The sequence below is a fragment of the Mycobacterium sp. NGS18 genome (genome assembly GCF_059813185.1).
In genome coordinates this window covers 54,407-72,235 of record NZ_JCALEC010000014.1, presented here as the reverse complement: position 1 = coordinate 72,235, position 17,829 = coordinate 54,407, and the positions used below count along the sequence as shown (strand labels likewise).

General features: G+C 70.8%; 16 protein-coding genes. 3 read left to right on the top strand and 13 right to left on the bottom strand.

Annotated features, from left to right (window positions below; translation table 11 throughout):
• Positions 1 to 240 precede the first annotated feature (240 nt).
• The 8 genes from whiA to AC5Y31_RS20060 all read right to left on the bottom strand — a co-directional run bounded on the left by whiA (position 241) and on the right by AC5Y31_RS20060 (position 8,173).
• The gene (gene whiA / locus AC5Y31_RS20095) at positions 241 to 1,218 is read right to left on the bottom strand and encodes a DNA-binding protein WhiA (RefSeq protein WP_082966263.1); all 978 of its coding nucleotides are present in this window, start codon (positions 1,216 to 1,218) and stop codon (positions 241 to 243) included.
• Positions 1,215 to 2,294, bottom strand: a complete 1,080-nt coding sequence (locus AC5Y31_RS20090; RefSeq protein WP_064853900.1) for a YvcK family protein — start codon at positions 2,292 to 2,294, stop codon at positions 1,215 to 1,217. Before AC5Y31_RS20090 ends, whiA begins: the two co-directional genes overlap by 4 nt.
• 49 nt (positions 2,295 to 2,343) lie before the next feature.
• Positions 2,344 to 3,279 carry an RNase adapter RapZ gene (gene rapZ / locus AC5Y31_RS20085; protein ID WP_499982464.1) on the bottom strand — a complete coding sequence of 312 codons (936 nt, stop codon included), beginning with the start codon at positions 3,277 to 3,279 and terminating at the stop codon, positions 2,344 to 2,346.
• The gene (gene uvrC / locus AC5Y31_RS20080; protein ID WP_499982462.1) at positions 3,276 to 5,234 is read right to left on the bottom strand and encodes an excinuclease ABC subunit UvrC; all 1,959 of its coding nucleotides are present in this window, start codon (positions 5,232 to 5,234) and stop codon (positions 3,276 to 3,278) included. The genes rapZ and uvrC overlap by 4 nt, the downstream gene beginning before the upstream one ends.
• A gap of 10 nt (positions 5,235 to 5,244) precedes the next feature.
• A complete protein-coding gene (locus AC5Y31_RS20075) occupies positions 5,245 to 5,718 on the bottom strand; it encodes a PH domain-containing protein (protein WP_428844295.1) in 474 nt (157 codons plus the stop codon).
• Positions 5,715 to 6,170, bottom strand: coding sequence for a 6,7-dimethyl-8-ribityllumazine synthase (gene ribH, locus AC5Y31_RS20070; RefSeq protein WP_064853961.1), 456 nt, complete (start codon positions 6,168 to 6,170; stop codon positions 5,715 to 5,717). The genes AC5Y31_RS20075 and ribH overlap by 4 nt, the downstream gene beginning before the upstream one ends.
• Before the next feature lie 20 nt (positions 6,171 to 6,190).
• The gene (locus AC5Y31_RS20065) at positions 6,191 to 7,468 is read right to left on the bottom strand and encodes a bifunctional 3,4-dihydroxy-2-butanone-4-phosphate synthase/GTP cyclohydrolase II (RefSeq protein ID WP_065022741.1); all 1,278 of its coding nucleotides are present in this window, start codon (positions 7,466 to 7,468) and stop codon (positions 6,191 to 6,193) included.
• Between the two features lie 96 nt (positions 7,469 to 7,564).
• Positions 7,565 to 8,173, bottom strand: a complete 609-nt coding sequence (locus AC5Y31_RS20060; RefSeq protein ID WP_065022742.1) for a riboflavin synthase — start codon at positions 8,171 to 8,173, stop codon at positions 7,565 to 7,567.
• Between the two features lie 52 nt (positions 8,174 to 8,225).
• Between AC5Y31_RS20060 and AC5Y31_RS20055 the strand changes: the two genes are divergently transcribed.
• On the top strand, positions 8,226 to 8,924 hold the full coding sequence (locus tag AC5Y31_RS20055; RefSeq protein ID WP_065022743.1) for an LppX_LprAFG lipoprotein: 699 nt from the start codon (positions 8,226 to 8,228) through the stop codon (positions 8,922 to 8,924).
• On the top strand, positions 8,924 to 10,477 hold the full coding sequence (locus tag AC5Y31_RS20050) for an MFS transporter (protein WP_301635351.1): 1,554 nt from the start codon (positions 8,924 to 8,926) through the stop codon (positions 10,475 to 10,477). Before AC5Y31_RS20055 ends, AC5Y31_RS20050 begins: the two co-directional genes overlap by 1 nt.
• 15 nt (positions 10,478 to 10,492) lie before the next feature.
• Here AC5Y31_RS20050 and ribD read toward each other — a convergent pair whose 3' ends face one another.
• Genes ribD through fmt form a run of 4 tightly spaced genes read right to left on the bottom strand, consistent with a single transcriptional unit; the run spans position 10,493 to position 14,540 of the window.
• Positions 10,493 to 11,524 carry a bifunctional diaminohydroxyphosphoribosylaminopyrimidine deaminase/5-amino-6-(5-phosphoribosylamino)uracil reductase RibD gene (ribD, locus tag AC5Y31_RS20045; protein ID WP_499982459.1) on the bottom strand — a complete coding sequence of 344 codons (1,032 nt, stop codon included), beginning with the start codon at positions 11,522 to 11,524 and terminating at the stop codon, positions 10,493 to 10,495.
• Between the two features lie 10 nt (positions 11,525 to 11,534).
• Positions 11,535 to 12,212 (bottom strand): ribulose-phosphate 3-epimerase, encoded by a 678-nt coding sequence (gene rpe, locus AC5Y31_RS20040; protein WP_499982456.1) that lies wholly within the window; start codon positions 12,210 to 12,212, stop codon positions 11,535 to 11,537.
• A 4-nt stretch (positions 12,213 to 12,216) separates the two neighbouring features.
• The gene (locus tag AC5Y31_RS20035) at positions 12,217 to 13,611 is read right to left on the bottom strand and encodes an RsmB/NOP family class I SAM-dependent RNA methyltransferase (RefSeq protein ID WP_499982453.1); all 1,395 of its coding nucleotides are present in this window, start codon (positions 13,609 to 13,611) and stop codon (positions 12,217 to 12,219) included.
• On the bottom strand, positions 13,608 to 14,540 hold the full coding sequence (fmt, locus tag AC5Y31_RS20030; protein WP_499982451.1) for a methionyl-tRNA formyltransferase: 933 nt from the start codon (positions 14,538 to 14,540) through the stop codon (positions 13,608 to 13,610). The genes AC5Y31_RS20035 and fmt overlap by 4 nt, the downstream gene beginning before the upstream one ends.
• Positions 14,541 to 14,646: 106 nt before the next feature.
• Here fmt and AC5Y31_RS20025 point away from each other — a divergent pair, with 106 nt between their 5' ends.
• On the top strand, positions 14,647 to 15,630 hold the full coding sequence (locus AC5Y31_RS20025; RefSeq protein WP_499982449.1) for an Acg family FMN-binding oxidoreductase: 984 nt from the start codon (positions 14,647 to 14,649) through the stop codon (positions 15,628 to 15,630).
• Positions 15,631 to 15,636: 6 nt separating this feature from the next.
• On the opposite strand, the gene AC5Y31_RS20020 is transcribed toward AC5Y31_RS20025, so the two are convergent.
• Entirely contained in the window at positions 15,637 to 17,580 is a 1,944-nt protein-coding gene (locus tag AC5Y31_RS20020) for a primosomal protein N' (protein WP_499982470.1), read from the bottom strand.
• Positions 17,581 to 17,829: the final 249 nt, after the last annotated feature.

Below are 17,829 nucleotides of genomic sequence, written 5' to 3'. Positions count from 1 at the left end.
GCCGCTCGGCGACCTCAACACGAAAATCGTTGCCCACCACATCCGAAGGTGTCTCCCGCAACACCTCATGGGCGGCATCAATGGCATCCAGCGCCGCGCAGATCTGCTGCCGCGCCGCCGCCGCACCCAGTGCCGCTACCATACCCCGACGCTAAAAACCAGCCCCGACACCAAAGCCGAACCCGACAGCGCCGAACCACCCAACTGTGGACGAAACCCCAACTGTGGACAACCGCCCCGTCAGGCGTCTTCGAGCAGCTCGGGCGTGACCGCCGACTCGGTGTCGGGGATACCGTCCTGCTTGGCCTTGCGGTCGGCCATCGACAGCAGCCGCCGAATACGGCCTGCCACCGCGTCTTTGGTCATCGGCGGATCGGCCAGCCGGCCCAGCTCCTCCAGGGAGGCCTGCCGGTGCTCCACCCGCAGCTTGCCGGCCGAGGCCAGATGATCGGGCACGGTGTCCCCGAGGATGTCCAACGCGCGTTCCACCCGGGCCGCCGCGGCCACCGCGGCGCGAGCCGAGCGGCGCAGGTTGGCGTCGTCGAAGTTGGCCAGCCGGTTGGCGGTCGCGCGTACCTCGCGACGGATCCGCCGCTCCTCCCAGACCAGCCGGGTGTCCTGGGCGCCCATCCTGGTCAGCAACGCACCGATCGCCTCGCCGTCGCGCACCACCACCCGGTCCGCGCCGCGCACCTCGCGGGCCTTCGCACTGACCCCGAGCCGACGCGCCGCGCCGACCAGCGCCAGGGCCGCCTCCGGACCGGGGCAACCGACCTCCAGCGCCGAGGACCGACCGGGCTCGGTCAGCGATCCGTGCGCCAAAAACGCGCCGCGCCAAGCCGCTTCGGCGTCGGCGACGCTGCCGCCGACGACCTGGGCGGGCAGGCCGCGCACCGGCCGGCCACGCAGGTCCAGCAGGCCGGTCTGGCGGGCCAGCGCTTCGCCGTCCTTGGTGACCCGCAGCACGTAGCGGGTGCTCTTGCGCATCCCGCTGGCCGACAGCACATGCACGATCGCGTTGTAGCCGTACAGGTCGAAGATGTCCTTGCGCAGCCGGCGCGCGATGACGCCCAGGTCCACCTCGGCTTCGACCACGACCCGGCCGGCCACGATGTGCAGCCCGCCGGCGAAGCGCAGCAGCGCCGCGACCTCGGCGCGGCGGGCATTGACCGAACTGACCACGAGACGGCTCAATTCGTCCTTGACTTCAGCCGTCATCGCCACGACTTGTCACCTCCCGGCCCGAGCCCGCTCGGTCCACTCACGCCGGTTTGCCGGCCCCCGCCCTCGGCCGGCGTCGCGACCGGTGTCGGGAGCGTCAGCGGTGACCCGCCGGCGTCCCGAACCCCGTCCAGCGCTGCCGCCAACTTTCCTGGGTCATGTAAAGGTGTACCAGGTCGAGCCACGTCGACGAACCGAACCTCCGCCGCGAACAGATTCGCAGCCCGACGCAGCTGCTCACGTTCGCGCTCACTGGGCACCCGTCCGGCGTCGATGATGATGTGGTCGACGGTGAAACCGGGGGCATGCTGGGCCAATACGTGCAGGTGCCGCTCCACCGAGAAGCCGGCGGTCTCCCCCGGTTCGGCGACCAGGTTGAGCACCAGGGCGCGCCGGGCCGTGGTGTTCTGCAGTGCGGCGGCCAGCCCGGGCACCAGCAGGTGCGGGATGACGCTGGTGAACCACGATCCCGGCCCCAGCACCACCAGGTCGGCGGACATGATGGCGTCGACGGCCTGGCGGGTGGCCGGTGGATTGCCCGGCAGCAGCCGCACCCGGCGCACCTTGCCCGGCGTGGTCGCGATCGCCACCTGGCCCCGGATCACCCCGAACAGCCGCGGGTCGGCGTCGAGTCCGGAGACGTCGGCTTCGATCTGCAGGGCGATCGGGCACATCGGCAGCACCCGCCCTTTGACGCCGAGCATTCGGCCGAGCTCATCGAGTGCGGCCACCGGGTCGGCCAGCACCTCGTTGAGGCCGGCCAGCAGCAGGTTGCCGATCGGGTGGCCGGCCAGCGCGCCGGTGCCGCCGAACCGGTGCTGCAGAATGGTCGCCCACAGCCGCCCGGCGGGACTGTCGGAGGCCAGCGCCGCCAGCGCCATCCGCAGGTCCCCCGGCGGCACCACATCCAACTCGCTGCGCAACCGGCCTGAGGAGCCGCCGTCATCGGCGACGGTGACCACGGCAGTGACGTGCGGCGTCAGCCGACGGGCGGCCGACAGTGTCGCGTACAGGCCGTGCCCGCCGCCGAGCGCCACGATGCTCGGGTTGCCGTGGGCGGGCTCGATGCTCATTTGCGCCGCTCCTTGTCATCGCTGCGCTGTGCATCGTCGCCGGCGCAACTCATTCGCGGCCCAGATCCCGGTGCAGCACCCGCACCGACAGCTCGTCGTTGTCGTCGGCGGTGTCCAACAGCCTCGCCAGCGCCTCGGCGATGGCGACACTGCGGTGCTTGCCGCCGGTACACCCGATGGCCACGGTCATGTATCGCTTTCCTTCTCGTCGATAGCCGCCCACCACCAGAGACAGCAGCCGATGGTAGGCCTCGAGGAACTCGTCCGCACCCGGCTGGCTCAGCACGTAGTCGCGCACCGCCGGATGCTGCCCGGAATGCGGACGCAGTTCGTCGACCCAGTGCGGGTTGGGCAGGAACCGCACGTCCATCACCATGTCGGCATCCATCGGCAGGCCGTACTTGTAGCCGAAGGACTCGACCGTGATCGAGGTGGGAGCCGTGACGGCGTCCCCGCCGAACATCTCCTCGATGCTCTCGCGCAGCTCGCGCACGCTGAGCACCGAGGTGTCGATGACCAGGTCGGCCACCGCGCGGACCGGCGCCAGCATGACCCGCTCGGCGGTGATGCCCTCGGTGAGCGTCTGCTGGCCCTGCAGCGGGTGGCTGCGGCGGTTGTGTTCGTAGCGGCGGATCAGTACGTCGTCGCTGGCGTCCATGAACAGCACCCGCGGGTTGACGCCTCGCGTCGCCAGCTCATTGCGTACCGAGTCCAGGTCTCCGGTGAATCCCGCCGAGCGCACGTCCATCACCACCGCCAGCTGGGTGATCCGCGAGCCTGCCGCCAAACCCAGGTCCACCATCCGGGTGATCAGGTCCGGCGGCAGATTGTCGGCGACGTACCAGCCCAGGTCCTCGAGCACCTTGGCGGCGGTGCCGCGCCCGGCGCCGGACAGCCCGGTGACCAGCACGACGTCGATACCGGCGCCGTCTCCGGGGCCGGCGACGTCGCGCTCCCGCACGCCCTTCGGTGCTTCCCTGGTCATCCCGACATCCGTTGCTGTTCAGCGGCACCCGTCGCGCCGTCGGCCCCCAGTGCCTCGAGAACGGCTGCCGCGGTCGCCGCGCCGATTCCCGGGATCGAGGTGAGCTCTTCGACGGTAGCCTTTTTCAGTCGTGCCACCGAGCCGAAATGCGAGATCAACACCTTGCGCCGGTGCTCACCGAGGCCGGGTACCGCATCCAGCACTGAGGCGGTCATCCGCTTGGACCGTTTGCTGCGATGGTAGGTGATGGCGAACCGGTGCGCTTCGTCGCGGATCCGCTGCAACAGGTAGAGCCCTTCGCTCTGTCTCGGCAGGATGATCGGGTCCGGCTCTGAGGGCACCCACACTTCCTCCAGGCGCTTGGCCAGCCCGATAGTCGCGACGTCGGTGATACCGAGCTCGGCGAGCACGGCTGCCGCGGCGTTGACCTGCGGAGCGCCACCGTCCACCACGTAGAGATTCGGCGGGTAGGCGAATTTTCGTGATTTGCCTTCCGGGGCAAGCACTTCCGCATCCAGGTGGCGACGGAACCGGCGGCGGGTCACCTCGGCGATCGAGGCCACGTCGTCGGAGCGGCCCTCGCCGGCGGCCTCTCGGATCGCGAAGTGGCGGTAGTCCGACTTACGGGGCAAGCCATCCTCGAACACCACCAGGGATCCGACCACATCAGTGCCCTGCACATGGCTGATGTCCACGCATTCGATGCGCAGCGGTGCGTCGGGCAGGCCCAGGGATTCCTGAATGTTCTGCAGCGCAGCGGTTCTGGCGGTGAAATCTCCGGCTCGTTTCAGCTTATGTTGCTGCAGTGCGTGTTTGGCGTTTCGCTCCACGGTCTCGGCCAGTGCGCGCTTATCACCGCGCAACGGTACCCGCAGCGACACCCGCGAACCCCGCAGGCCCGACAGCCAGCTGATCAGCTCGTCGGCGTTGGCCGGCAGACAGGGCACCAGCACCTCGCGCGGCACCGGGTTGGTCGGCTCATCGGCCGCACCTTCCAATTCGGCCTGGTCGCCGTAGAACTGGGTGACGAACTGCTCGACCAGCTGCCCCAGGGAGCTGTCGGCATCGCCAGGGTCGCCGGGCTTTTCGACGATCCAGCCGCGCTGCCCGCGCACCCGGCCGCCGCGCACGTGAAACACCTGGACCGCCGCTTCCAGCTCGTCCTCGGCGAAGGCCACCACGTCGGCGTCGGTGCCGTCGCCGAGCACCACGGCCTGCTTCTCCAGGGCTCGTTTCAGGGCAGCAACATCGTCGCGCAGCCGCGCGGCGCGTTCGAAGTCCAGTTCATCGGAGGCGGCCAGCATCTGCTGTTCGAGGCTGCGGACCAGCCGGTCGGTCTTACCGGCCAGGAAGTCGCAGAAGTCGTCCACGATCCACCGGTGCTCCTCGGCGCTGACCCGACCGATGCACGGCGCGGAGCACTTGCCGATGTAGCCGAGCAGACAGGGCCGGCCGATCTGCTGGTGGCGCTTGAACACCCCGGCCGAGCAGGTGCGCGCCGGAAACACCCGCAACAGCAGGTCCAGGGTTTCGCGGATCGCCCAGGCGTGCGAGTACGGCCCGAAGTAGCGCACCCCTTTGCGGCGCGGCCCGCGGTAGACCATCAGCCGCGGGTACTCCTCGTTCAAGGTGACCGCCAATACGGGGTAGGTCTTGTCGTCGCGGTAGCGGACGTTGAACCGCGGGTCGAACTCCTTGATCCAGTTGTATTCCAGCTGCAGCGCCTCGACCTCGGTGTTGACCACCGTCCACTCCACCTTGGCGGCGGTGGTCACCATCTGGCGGGTGCGCGGGTGCAGGCCGGCGATGTCGGCGAAGTACGACGTGAGCCGTGACCGCAGGCTTTTCGCCTTGCCCACGTAGATGACCCGGCCGTGCGGGTCGACGAATCGGTAGACGCCGGGCTCGACGGGAATGGAGCCGGGCGCCGGGCGATAGGTCGCGGGGTCTGGCACGGTTACGAGGCTAGTCCGGCGGTGCGTCAGACGGCCGGTAGCGCGCGATCAGGGCCCGCATGGTGCGCATGGCCTGCACCGCGCGCTCCTTGTCGGCGGACTGGATGGCCACCAGCGGAATGTATTCGTCGTCGGGCAGCTCCAGCCGGGCCCAGCGTTTGCCCGGCGGGAAGGACACCCCGAGCACGTGCGCCCAAGGGATCAGCCGATCGCCGAGCGCGTTGCGCACCGAGACCCCGGACGCGCCCGCCCGCACCCGGGCGCGCGCGAACAGCAGTAGCGAGCCGGCCACGATGATGCCCAGCACTATGACGGCCACCCGGTCGTAGGTACGAAAGATCACCCCGCTGGAGCGGATCGTCAGAAGAAAGCTCACCACGACGTGGATCGCCACGATCAGGACCGCGGCGCTCCATAAGCCGATCCGCATCAGCCGTGGACGCACCTGCAGATCCCACTGCGGGGACCCGGACGGGCCCGTCACAGCGCGGCGCGAAGGTCGCGCAGGGTCAGTGCCGTGCTCAGCGCGGCGGCGGCCGCCTGGGCGCCCTTGTCCTCAGCCGAACCGGGCAGCCCGGCGCGATCCAGCGCCTGCTGCTCGTCGTTGACGGTGAGCACCCCGTTGGCCACCGGTGTCGCCGCGTCCAGCGACACCCGGGTCAGGCCCTGGGTCACCGCGTCGCAGACATAGTCGAAATGCGGTGTGCCGCCGCGGATCACCACACCGAGCGCGACGACCGCGTCGTGGTTGCGGGCCACCTCCTGGGCCACTACCGGAATCTCGATCGCCCCGAGCACCCGTACCACCGTGGGTTGGGCAACGCCGGCGTCGGCGGCCACCTGGCGGGCACCGGCCAGCAGGGCGTCACAGATCCGGGTGTGCCAGGTGCTGGCCACGATCGCCAAGCGCACACCGGAGGCCTCGAGCGCCGGCATGTCCGGCACACCAGTACCGCTCACAGCGCCCCGCCGAATTCGCCGGGCAGGTGCGAAGCCTCGTCGAAGTCCTCCAGCCCGGTCAGCTCGTGGCCCATCCGGTCCCGCTTGGTCATCAGGTAGCGGATGTTCTCGGCGTTGGCGCGCACCGGCAGCGGCACCCGCTCGATGATGTGCAGCCCGTAACCGTCCAGGCCGACCCGCTTGGCCGGATTGTTGGTCAGCAGGCGCATCGAACGCACCCCGAGATCCACCAGGATCTGCGCACCGATGCCGTAGTCGCGCGCGTCGGCCGGCAACCCCAGCTTGAGGTTGGCGTCGACGGTGTCGTCGCCGGCATCCTGCAGCTGGTAGGCCTGCAGCTTGTGCAGCAGCCCGATGCCGCGGCCCTCGTGGCCACGCATGTAGAGCACCACCCCGCGGCCCTCGTGGGCCACCATCGCCAGCGCCGCATCCAGCTGCGGCCCGCAGTCGCAGCGCCGGGAGCCGAAGACGTCGCCGGTCAGGCACTCGGAGTGCACCCGGACCAGCACGTCGTCGCCGTCATTGTGCGGCCCGGCGATCTCACCGCGCACCAGCGCGACGTGCTCGACGTCCTCGTAGATGCTGGTGTAGCCGACCGCACGGAATTCGCCGTGGCGGGTCGGGATGCGGGCTTCGGCGACCCGCTCGATGTGCTTCTCGTGCTTGCGGCGCCACTCGATCATGTCGGCGATGGAGATCAGCGCCAGGCCGTGTTCGTCGGCGAAGATCCGCAGCTCGTCGGTCTGGGCCATCGCGCCCTCGTCCTTCTGGCTGACGATCTCGCAGATCGCACCGGCCGGCTGCAGGCCGGCCATCCGGGCCAGATCGACGGCGGCCTCGGTGTGACCCGGCCGGCGCAGCACGCCGCCGTCCTTGGCGCGCAGCGGCACCACGTGCCCGGGCCGGGTGAATTCGTCGGCGGCGCTGCCCGGATCGGCCAGCAGCCGCATCGTGGTCGCCCGGTCCGAGGCCGAAATCCCGGTTCCCACATTGTTCTTGGCGTCGACGGTGACGGTGTAGGCGGTGCCGTGCTTGTCCTGGTTCACCGCGTACATCGGCAGCAGGCCCAGCCGGTCGCAAATCGCGCCGTCCAGCGGCACGCACAGATACCCGGAGGTGTAGCGCACCATGAACGCCACCAATTCGGGGGTGGCCTTCTCGGCGGCGAAGATCAGATCGCCTTCGTTCTCCCGGTCCTCGTCGTCGATGACGACGACGGCTTTACCCGCCGCAATGTCGGCAACCGCCCGCTCGACGGTGTCCAACTTCGTCATCTATGCCACCTTGCGTTCGCCGTCTCCGGGCCGCCCGATCGGCGCAACCCGCCCATCCAGTATGAACCACCCCGGGGCCAGGATTTGCCGCCCGACTCATCCAGCGGGATTTGTCACCAGCCGCTCGACGTATTTGGCGATGACATCCACCTCGAGATTGACCGGCGTGCCGACCGGCGCGCGGCCCAGCGTAGTCAGCTCCAGTGTGGTCGGGATCAACGACACCTCGAAGAAGTCGTCCGGGTCACACCCCAGTCCCGCGACGGTCAGTGAGATGCCGTCGACGGTGATCGAGCCCTTCTCCACCACGTAGCGGGCCAGCGACTTCGGCAGCGAAATCCGCACCACCTCCCAGTGCGGTGCGGGTGTGCGGGCCAGCACGCGCCCGGTGCCGTCGACGTGGCCCTGCACGATGTGCCCGCCCAGGCGGCTGCCCAGCGCGGCCGCGCGTTCCAGGTTCACCGGTCCCCCGACCTGCACCGAGCCCAGGCTGGAGCGATCCAGCGTCTCGCGCATCACGTCGGCGGAGAACCGGCCGCCGGGCAGCACCTCCACCACCGTCAGGCACACCCCGTTGACGGCGATCGAGTCACCATGGCGAGCGTCGGAGACGACGGTGGGGCCGTGGATGACCAGGCGCGCGGCTTCGGTCAGCTCGTCGCGGCTGACCAGCTCGCCCAGTTCCTCGACGATTCCGGTGAACATCACATCAGGCTATGTCGGTGCTCGGCCGTCCCAGCAGGCCGGCCTCTATACGATGTTGCCCATGCGCAGACTTCTGATCGCCCTGGCCACCGCCACCACCGCCGCCGCCCTGTTCGCCGGCTGCTCGAGCAAGGACTCCGGCGCCCCGTTGCCCGACGCGACGACCCTGGTCAAGGAGTCCGCCAGCACCACCGCGGACCTCAAGAGCGCGCACCTGGCACTGTCGGTGACCGGCCAGATCAAGAACCTGCCGGTCAAAACCCTCGAAGGCGATCTGACCAACGAGCCGACCACCGCGGCCAAGGGCAGCGCCACGATCACCATGCTCGGCAGCGACGTCGACGCCAAGTTCATCGTGATCGACGGCGACCTGTACGCGGCGATCACCGGTGACGACTACGACAACTACGGCGCCGCCGAGAACGTCTATGACGTCGCCGCGATCCTGAGCCCGGACAAGGGGTTGGCCAACATGCTGGCCAATCTGACCGACGAGAAGGCCGCGGGCCGCGAAACCATCAACGGCCAGAAGACGATCCGGGTCACCGGCAATGCGCCCGCCGACGCGGTGAACGCGCTGGCACCGCAGCTCAAGGCCACCGCGTCGACGCCGGCCACGGTCTGGATCCAAGAAGACGGTGACCACCAGCTGGTGCAGGCCAAGCTCGACCCCAGCGCGGGCAACTCGATCCAGATGACGTTGTCGAATTGGAACGCCGCGGTCACCGTTGAGAAGCCGGCAGGAGCGTGATGCGGGTCAATCGCCGACTCGCGATCAGCGCAGGTAGCCTCGCCGTCCTGCTCGGGGCCCTCGACACCTATGTCGTGGTCACGATCATGCGCGACATCATGGCGCCGCAACCGGCCGGTGTCGGGATCCCGATCAACAAGATCCAGCAGCTCACCCCGATCATCACTTGCTACCTGCTCGGCTACATCGCTGCGATGCCGCTGCTGGGCCGGGCCTCCGACCGGTTCGGCCGCAAACTGCTGCTGCAGGTGAGCCTGGCCACGTTCGCGGTCGGCTCGGTGGTGACCGCGTTGTCGATGGATCTGTCGATGCTGGTGGTCGGCCGCACCATCCAGGGCATCGCCAGCGGCGCCCTGCTTCCGGTGACCCTGGCGCTGGGCGCCGACCTGTGGGCGCAACGCAATCGGGCCGGAGTGCTCGGCGGGATCGGCGCGGCCCAGGAGCTGGGCAGCGTGCTCGGCCCGCTGTACGGCATCTTCATCGTCTGGGCGCTGCGCGACTGGCGCGACGTGTTCTGGATCAATGTGCCGCTGACCGCGATCGCCATGGTGATGATCCACTTCAGCCTGCCGTCGCGTGCCGACTCCGCCGACGACGGGACTCCGCCCGAACGCGTCGACGTCGTCGGCGGGCTACTGCTGGCGGTCGCGCTGGGCCTGGCCGTCATCGGCCTCTACAACCCCGAACCCAGCGCCAAGCAGGCGCTGCCTGACTGGGGGCTGCCGGTGCTGGGAGCCGCGCTGGTGGCCACCCTGCTGTTCGCGGTCTGGGAGCGGTTCGCCCGCACCAAGCTGATCGACCCGACCGGCGCCCGATTCGGGCCGTTCCTGGCCGCGTTGGGCGCCTCGGTATGTGCCGGCGCGGCACTGATGGTGACGCTGGTCGATGTCGAACTGTTCGGGCAGGGCGTGCTGGGGATGACCCAGAACGAGGCCGCCGGACTGCTGCTGCGGTTTCTGATCGCGCTGCCGGTGGGCGCGCTGATCGGCGGCTGGATTGCGACCCGGGCCGGCGACCGGGGGGTGACCTTCGTCGGCCTGCTGCTCGCGGCCGGCGGCTACTGGCTGATCTCGAAGTGGCCGGTCGATCTGCTGGCCTACCGGCACGATTTCTTCGGCCTGTTCTCGCTGCCCGCGCTGGACACCGACCAGATGCTGGCCGGCTTCGGGCTGGGCCTGGTGATCGGCCCACTGACGTCGGCGGTGATGCGGGCGGTGCCGCCCCGCGAGCACGGCATCGCCGCGTCCGGTGTGGTGGTCGCCCGGATGACCGGGATGCTGGTCGGGATGGCCGCCCTGTCGGCGTGGGGGCTCTACCGGTTCAACCAGATTCTCGCCGGCATACCCAAGGTGCCCGGCGGCAGCCTGGCCGAGAAGATGGCCGCGACGGCGCACAATTCGAAGCTGGCGTTCGCCATGATGTACGGCGAGATCTTCGGGATCACCGCGATCGTCTGCGTGGTGGGCGCCGTACTCGGGCTGTTCATCGGCAGCAACAAGGATTCCGTCGAGGACCCGGAGTTACCCGAACCGGAGGCCAGCCTCGCCCGCTGAGCAGACCGGTAGCCGTCAGTGCGGCACCAGGCTCAGCAGCAGATCCGGGCCGATCGGTTCGACCGTGTCGAATCGCCACCGCAGCGCCCGGGCGATGCTGGGCACCCCGACATCGTCGACGGCGGTGATCGGCCCGCCCAGCAGGATCGGCGCCACATAGGCCAGGATGCGATCGATCGCCCCGGCCCGCAGGAACGCTCCAGCCAGTGTCGGACCGCCTTCCAGCAGTACGTCGGTGCGGTCCGACAGCGCGCGCAGCACCTCGGCCGGATCGTGGGTGCGGATCACCATGGTGCGCGAGTCGTCGTTGAGCACGTGCGCGTCCGCCGAGATCTCGCGCTGCCCGACCACCACTCGCAGCGGCTGCCGGTCGGCCAGGGTGCCGTCGGGCAGTCGGGCGGTCAGCGTCGGGTCGTCGATGAGCACAGTGCCGGTGCCCACCACGATGGCGTCGGCGGCCGCCCGGCGGCGGTGCAGATCGGCGCGGGCGGCCTCGCTGGTGATCCACTGACTGGATCCGTCAGCAGCCGCGCTGCGCCCGTCGATGCTGGTGGCGTACTTCCAGGTGACGTGCGGTAGGCCGGTGCGCTGCTTGTGCAGCCACTCCCGCAGCGGCCCGGCGATCACCGCGTCGGCCTGCACGCCGGCGAGCACCTCGACTCCGGCCGCGGCCAGGCGCGCCGCCCCGCCCGCCGCTTCGGGGTTGGGGTCCTCGACGGCGTAGGCCACCTTCGCGACACCGGCGGCCAGCAGGGCGTCCACGCACGGTGGGGTTCGGCCGTGGTGATTGCAGGGCTCCAGCGTGACCACCACCGTGCCGCCGGCGGCCAGCTCACCGGCGCGGCGCAGCGCCACCACCTCGGCGTGGGCCTCACCGGTCGGTCCGGTCCCGCCGACGCCGACCACCCGCCCGTCGCGGTCCAGGATGACCGCGCCGACCGGCGGGTTGGGATAGGTCTTTCCCTTGACCCGCTGCGCCTGCTCGATGGCGAGCAGCATCGCGGCGTCGTGGCCGGCGGCGTCTGTCACGGCCGGGGCGGTATTCATCCCTCGGTGCTCATGCGCGCAGATGCGGCGACGCTGAAAGGGCTTGGCGGCGCAACGAATCCACCGCCGCGGCCGGGTCCGCGGCGCTGTAGACGGCCGAGCCGGCGACGAAGCAGTCCACACCGGCCTCGGCGGCCTGTTCGACGGTGTCGGCGTTGATGCCACCGTCGATCTCCACCAGGATGCTCAGCTCCCCGGCGTCGACGAGCTTGCGCACCGCGCGCACCTTGCCCAGGACCTCCGGGATGAAGGACTGTCCGCCGAATCCGGGTTCCACCGACATCACCAGCAGGGTGTCGAAGTTCGGCAGGATCTCCAGGTAGGGCTCCAGCGGCGTACCCGGTTTGATGCTCAGCCCGGCTTTGGCGCCGGCGGCCCGGATGTCGCGGGCCACCGCGATCGGGCTGTCGGTGGCCTCGGCGTGGAACGTGACGTTGTGGGCGCCCGCCTCGGCGTAGGGCGGCGCCCAGCGGCCCGGGTCCTCGATCATCAGATGGCAGTCCATCGGGATGTCGGTGGCTTTGAGCAGGCTTTCCACCACCGGTAGGCCCAGCGTCAGGTTGGGCACGAAGTGGGCGTCCATCACATCGACGTGCAGCCAGTCCGCCCCCTTGACGGCGGCGGCCTCCTCGGCGAGCCGGGCGAAGTCCGCCGACAGGATCGACGGGGCGATCATGGGTCGTGACATGGGCTCAGATTACTTGTAGCGCCGCGGCGAACATGGCGTCGGTGCCGTGCCGGTGCGGCCACAGCTGCACGTGCGGGCCATCTCCGAGCGCGTCGGCTGGCGCGAACAGTTCTCGGGTGTCCAAGGCCCGCACCGGATGCCGGCGCAGCGCATCGGCCACCACCCCGACCGTTTCGGCCAGGTGCGGTGAGCACGTCGCGTACAGCACCACCCCCCCGGGCCGGGTCAGCCCGATCGCCGCGGTCAGCAATTCACGCTGCAGTTTCGTCAGCACCGGGACATCGGCGGGCAGTCTGCGCCACCGGGCTTCGGGCCGGCGGCGTAGGGCGCCCAGACCGGTGCAGGGCACGTCGACCAGCACCCGGTCAAAGCCCCCGGGTTGCAGGCCCGAGTCGCGGCCGTCGGCCGTCAGCACCTGCACGTCCAGGCCGCGGGTGTTCTCGGCGACCAGCGCGGCGCGCTGGGGCGCCAGCTCCACCGCGGTCACCCGGGCTTCGGCCTGCGCGGCGAGCGCGGCCAGCAGCGCGGTCTTGCCGCCCGGGCCGGCACACAGGTCCAGCCACCGCCCGGTGTCCCCGTCGACGGGGGCCAGCGCGCATGCGCGGGCCACCAGTTGGCTGCCCTCGTCTTGGACCAGGGCGTGGCCGTCGCGCACCGACTGCAGCCGTCCGGGGTCACCGCCGGGCAGGTATACCGCGTACGGCGAGTTCCGGCCCACGGCGCCGTCCACGGCGGCAGCCAGTTCGGCGGCGGTCAGCACGCCGGGGCGGGCGGCCAGATGCACCTGGGGACGCGCGTCGTCGGCGGCCAGCACCGCGTCGAGTTCACCGGCGGCCGATCCCAGCGCGTCAGCGAAGGCTTGCGCGATCCAGCGCGGGTGCGCGTGGGTGAACGCCGCGTGGCCGATCGGGTCGGCGGCAGGGTCCGGTGCGAGCTCCGCGGTCCAGGACGCTTCGTCGCGGGTGCTGATGGTGCGCAGCACGCCGTTGACGAAACCTGCTCGCGCCGAGTCGAATTCGATGGCCGCCTGCTCGACAGTGGTGGACACCGCGGCGTGCGCGTCCACCCGGGTACGCAGCAGCTGATAACTACCCAGCCGCAGCAGGTCCAGCAGCACCGGGTTGATCGCATCGGGCGAACGCTGCGCCGCCGCTCCGATGATCGCGTCGAGCAGCCCGCGGACCCGGCAGGTTCCGTAGGTCAGTTCGGTGGCGAAAGCCGCGTCGCGGCCGGTGATCCCGCGCTCGGACAGCAACGCCGGCAACGCCAGGTTGGCGTAGGCGTCGCGTTGCGAGACCGCCCGCAGCACGTCGAACGCGGCGCGACGGGCCGGATCCAGCGGTTTACGACGCGGTTGCCGCGGCCCGCTTTGAGGCCGCCGGCGCGACGGTCCGGTCATGACGCCCGCAAACCCGAGTCGAGCCGGGCGCCGCGCGCCCAGTCGGCAGCGTTCATGGGCTTCTTTCCGGGCGGCTGGAGCTGCCCCAATCGCACCGGCACCGATCCGGTGCCGATCCAGACGCTGCGCCGGTCGGCGTGAATGTACCCGGCCGCCAAGTCTTGTGGACCATCGTCGGTGACGGCCACCGGACCGAGCTTGACGCGTAGGTCACCGATCACCGTCCAGGCCCCCGGCGCCGGGGTGACGGCACGGATGCGGCGCTCGATCACCGGGGCGGGCAGATCCCAGCGCACCCGCGCGTCGTCGACGCTGATCTTCGGGGCGTAGCTGACCCCGTCGCGCGACTGCGGCACCGCGTTCAGCGCGCCGTCGGCGATCCCGTCGATGGTGGCCGCCAGCAGTTCGGCGCCCGCGACCGCCAACCGTCCCAGCAGCTGTCCGGCGGTGTCGTCGGGCCGAATCGTCTCGGTCAGCACCCCGTACACCGGCCCCGAATCGAGTTCCGGCTCGATCGCGAACGTCGTCGCGCCGGTCATCTCGTCGCCGGCGGCGATGGCCGCCTGCACCGGGCCGGCGCCCCGCCAGGCCGGCAGCAGCGAGAAGTGCAGGTTGACCCAGCCGTGCTGCGGTACCGCCAACAAGCCGTCGCGTAGCAGCGCCCCGTAGGCGACCACCGGGCAGCACTCCGGTGCCAGTTCGGCCAGCTCCGCGACGAAGTCGGCCGAGTTCGGCTGGTGCGGCCGCAGCACGGGAATCTCGTGGTCGAGGGCGAGTTGCGCCACCGGCGACGGCTGCAGGTGCCCGCGCCGCCCGGAGGCCGCGTCGGGCCGGGTGAGTACCGCAGCCACCTCGTGGCGGGGCGAGTCGATCAGCCGTTGCAACGACGGCAACGCGGTGTCCGGGGTGCCGGCGAAGACGATGCGCACCGGCACAGTTTAAAGAGGCCGCGGGACGGCCCGAAGTACCAACGGCCCTTCCGCCGGCCTGTGCGGAGCGCCATCATGGAAGGCGAGGTAAAGATCGGAGGTCACGTTGTCTGCCGTGATGGTGGAAGCCCAGACCGTCAGAGATGCGGTCGAGGCGGCCTGCCGTGCCCCGTCGCTGCACAACATCCAGCCGTGGCGATGGCTGTTCGACGGCACTGCGCTGCAGCTGTTCCTCGACCCGAGCCGGGTGTTGCCGACCGACCGGGCCGGGCGTGAGGCGATCATCGGTTGCGGCGCGGCGCTGGACCACCTTCGGGTGGCCCTGTGCGCGACGGGCCTGCGCGCCGACATCGAGCGGTTTCCCAATCCCAATGACCCCAACCATCTGGCATCGATCCGATTCGCCCGGCTGGATCACGTCACCGAGGGACACCGCCGCCAGGCCGCAGCGATCCAGGAACGCCGCAGTGACCGCTTGCCTTTGCAGTCTCCGGCGAACTGGGAACTGTTCGAACCGGTGCTGCGTGACCGCCTCGATCGTTACGACGTGCACCTGGATGTGCTGCCGGAGGACGCCCGGCCGCGCCTGGCGCAGGCCTCACAACTCGCCGAGTCGTTACGGCTCTACGATTCCACCTACCACGCCGAATTACGCCGGTGGACGGTTCCTTTCGCGGAATCGGCGGGTATTCCCTACAGCGCGTTGGCCTCAGCGGCCGAAGGTGACCGGGTCGATATCGGTCGAGCGTTTCCGGCCGCCCGCCACCCTGAGCGACGTGTCCGGATCCAGCAGGATCAGGCGGTGATCGTCGTGCTGTCCACCGATACCGACTCCCGCGCCGCGGCGTTGGCGACCGGTGAAGCACTCTCGGTGGTTCTGCTGGAGGCCACGATGGCCGGTTTGGCCACCTGCCCGCTGACCCACCTCACCGAGGTTCAGGTCGCCAGGGAGATCGTCGAGACGCTGGTGGGCGGCGACGGCGTACCGCAGATCCTGATCCGGATCGGGCACGCTCCCGCGGGCGAGGAACCACCGCACCTCACCTCGCGGCGCCCGCTCGACGACGTCCTGGACATCCGGGGCGGATAAGAACTCTCAGCCGATATGCAGCGGGTCGAGTTGTACCCGTACCGGATGATGCGACCCGCGGGCGCTGAGCACCCCGACGCCGTGGCGCAGTGCCGCGGCCAGCGCCAGGCCGTGGTCGCGGCCGACCCGGGCCAGCATCCGGATCACCGGCAGCTCGTCCGGGACGCCAGCAGGGCGCCGCACACCCGGCGGTAGCGGCACCGGGCCGAGCACGTCGGCGGCGCCGGGGAGTCGCGCCTGCTCCAGCAGCGCCGCCACCGACTCCGGGTCGCCATCGAGGGCCGCGATGTGCACCGCCGGCGGCAATCCGACTTCGGTGCGGGTGGCCAGCTCGGCGTCGGCGTGGCCGACCGGGTCCCACCGGATGAGGGCCTGCACGGTCGGAATCGACGACTCCGCGACTACCGTCACCACCCCGCCGGCCTCCCGGTCGCGCACCAGGGCGGCGGCCGCCATCCAGCGCCGCAAGGTGTCCTCGGCGGCCCGCAGATCCTGGCGGCCCAGCAGCGCCCAGCTGTCCAGCAGCAGCGCCGCGCCGTACCCCTGCGGAGCGTGCGGCTCGGCGCCGGGAGTGGCGATCACCAGGGCGGGCCCCTCGCCGGTGCGATCGACGATGGTGTCCCCGGCGGACGTGATGACCGCCGTACCCGGGAAGGCCCGGCCGAGTTCTTCGGCGGTGCGCCGGGCCCCGACCACCACCGCCCGCACCGCATCCGACCCGCAGCGCGCGCACCGTAGCGCCGGCTCGGCCCGGCCGCACCAGCGACAGCCGGCGGCGCCACCGCGTTCGGGAAGGGACAGCGGACCGGTGCAGTGCCGGCATCGGGCGATGGCGCGGCAGCGCCCGCACGCCAACGACGGCACATACCCGCGCCGTGGCACCTGCACCAGCACCGGCGCACCGGCGGCCAGTGCGCTGCGCGCGCTCTGCAGCGCCACCGAGGGCAGCCGGGCGGTGCGCGCCGCGGCGTCACGCTCTTCGGCGTATCCGGTGTCATCGAGGGCCACCACCCGCGGCGCCGCCGTCCGCAGCACCGTCCGCGACGCCACCACGTCATGCGCCCACCCGGCGCGGACCAGCGCGTGCGCCTCGGCGGTGCGCGCGTATCCGCCGATCAGTGCGGCGCAACCCGACAGGTGCGCCCGCAGCATCGCCACCTCGCGGGCGTGCGGGTAGGGCGCCCGCGGCTCGGCAAGGTTGTCATCGCCGTCGTCGAAGACCATGACCAGTCCCAGGTCGGCAAGAGGGGCGAACACCGCACTGCGGGTGCCGATCACCAGGCGGGCCCCGCCCCGCAGCACCGACAGCCAGCGCCGGTAGCGGGTGGCCGGCCCCAGACCCGCCGACAGCGCGACGACCGCGGACTCGTCGATCCGGGCCGTTGCGGCGCTCCACAATGCGTCGATGTCGCGCTGGTCGGGAACGATCGCCAAGGCGGTGCGCCCCGCGCGGATGGTCTGGGCGGCGGCTTCCGAACACCGGTCTACCCAGGAATCGCCGGGCAGCACCTGCCACACCGCCCGCGCGGCCCGGCCCTCCCCGAGCGCCGCCAAAAACGGCCCGCCCGCCCGGTAGCGCTGCCAGGCCGCCGGATCGACCGGTGCGGGCAGCGGCGCCTCGGCCGGCGTCACCGCCTCGCGTTCCACCCGGGCATGCCGCGGCGGTACCGCCAGCCGCAACACGTCAGCCCGGGTGCCGGCGTAACGGGCGGCCACCGCCTCCACCAACCGGCGGACCTCGGCGGTGAGCACCGGTTCGCTGGAGATCACCCGCTCGAGCCGGCCCAGCCGGCCGGCATGGTCGGTATCGGCACGGCGCTCCCAGATGAAGGCGTCGACCAGCCGGCCGTGAAAGCGCACCCGCACCCGTGCGCCGGGTCGCGCGTCCTCGGACTGCTCGGGGGTGACCAGGTAGTCGAACTCACGGTCCAGGTGCGGCACCGAGAGCATCGGCAGCACCCGGGCTATGGGTTCGGGTTCATGCGGCGGTCCCAGCGTCGGCTCTCCTTCGTCGAGCCTCGCTGAACCGCGGTGCTCATGTCGCGGTCCCAGCGTCGGCTCTCCTTCGTCGAGCCTCGCTGAACCGCGGGTGTCGACGCTCACCACGCAGGTCTAGCAGACTCCGCCGACCCCGGCAGCCGCCGGATCACAAGCGGGGCGGTCTGTGGATCGACGACCGCGCCGTCGGCGGCGCTGAAT

Excerpts from the sequence above, each read along its gene's own strand:
- AC5Y31_RS20060 (WP_065022742.1), bottom strand. The coding sequence starts at position 8,173 with ATGTTCACCGGAATCGTCGAGGAACTGGGCGAGCTGGTCAGCCGCGAC.
- AC5Y31_RS20065 (WP_065022741.1), bottom strand. The coding sequence starts at position 7,468 with ATGACGAAGTTGGACACCGTCGAGCGGGCGGTTGCCGACATTGCGGCG.
- AC5Y31_RS20035 (WP_499982453.1), bottom strand. The coding sequence starts at position 13,611 with ATGACCGGACCGTCGCGCCGGCGGCCTCAAAGCGGGCCGCGGCAACCG.
- AC5Y31_RS20090 (WP_064853900.1), bottom strand. The coding sequence starts at position 2,294 with ATGAGCATCGAGCCCGCCCACGGCAACCCGAGCATCGTGGCGCTCGGC.
- ribD (WP_499982459.1), bottom strand. The coding sequence starts at position 11,524 with ATGAATACCGCCCCGGCCGTGACAGACGCCGCCGGCCACGACGCCGCG.
- rapZ (WP_499982464.1), bottom strand. The coding sequence starts at position 3,279 with ATGACCAGGGAAGCACCGAAGGGCGTGCGGGAGCGCGACGTCGCCGGC.
- whiA (WP_082966263.1), bottom strand. The coding sequence starts at position 1,218 with ATGACGGCTGAAGTCAAGGACGAATTGAGCCGTCTCGTGGTCAGTTCG.
- rpe (WP_499982456.1), bottom strand. The coding sequence starts at position 12,212 with ATGTCACGACCCATGATCGCCCCGTCGATCCTGTCGGCGGACTTCGCC.
- AC5Y31_RS20020 (WP_499982470.1), bottom strand. The coding sequence starts at position 17,580 with ATGCTCTCGGTGCCGCACCTGGACCGTGAGTTCGACTACCTGGTCACC.
- AC5Y31_RS20050 (WP_301635351.1), top strand. The coding sequence starts at position 8,924 with ATGCGGGTCAATCGCCGACTCGCGATCAGCGCAGGTAGCCTCGCCGTC.
- ribH (WP_064853961.1), bottom strand. The coding sequence starts at position 6,170 with ATGCCGGCGCTCGAGGCCTCCGGTGTGCGCTTGGCGATCGTGGCCAGC.
- AC5Y31_RS20055 (WP_065022743.1), top strand. The coding sequence starts at position 8,226 with ATGTTGCCCATGCGCAGACTTCTGATCGCCCTGGCCACCGCCACCACC.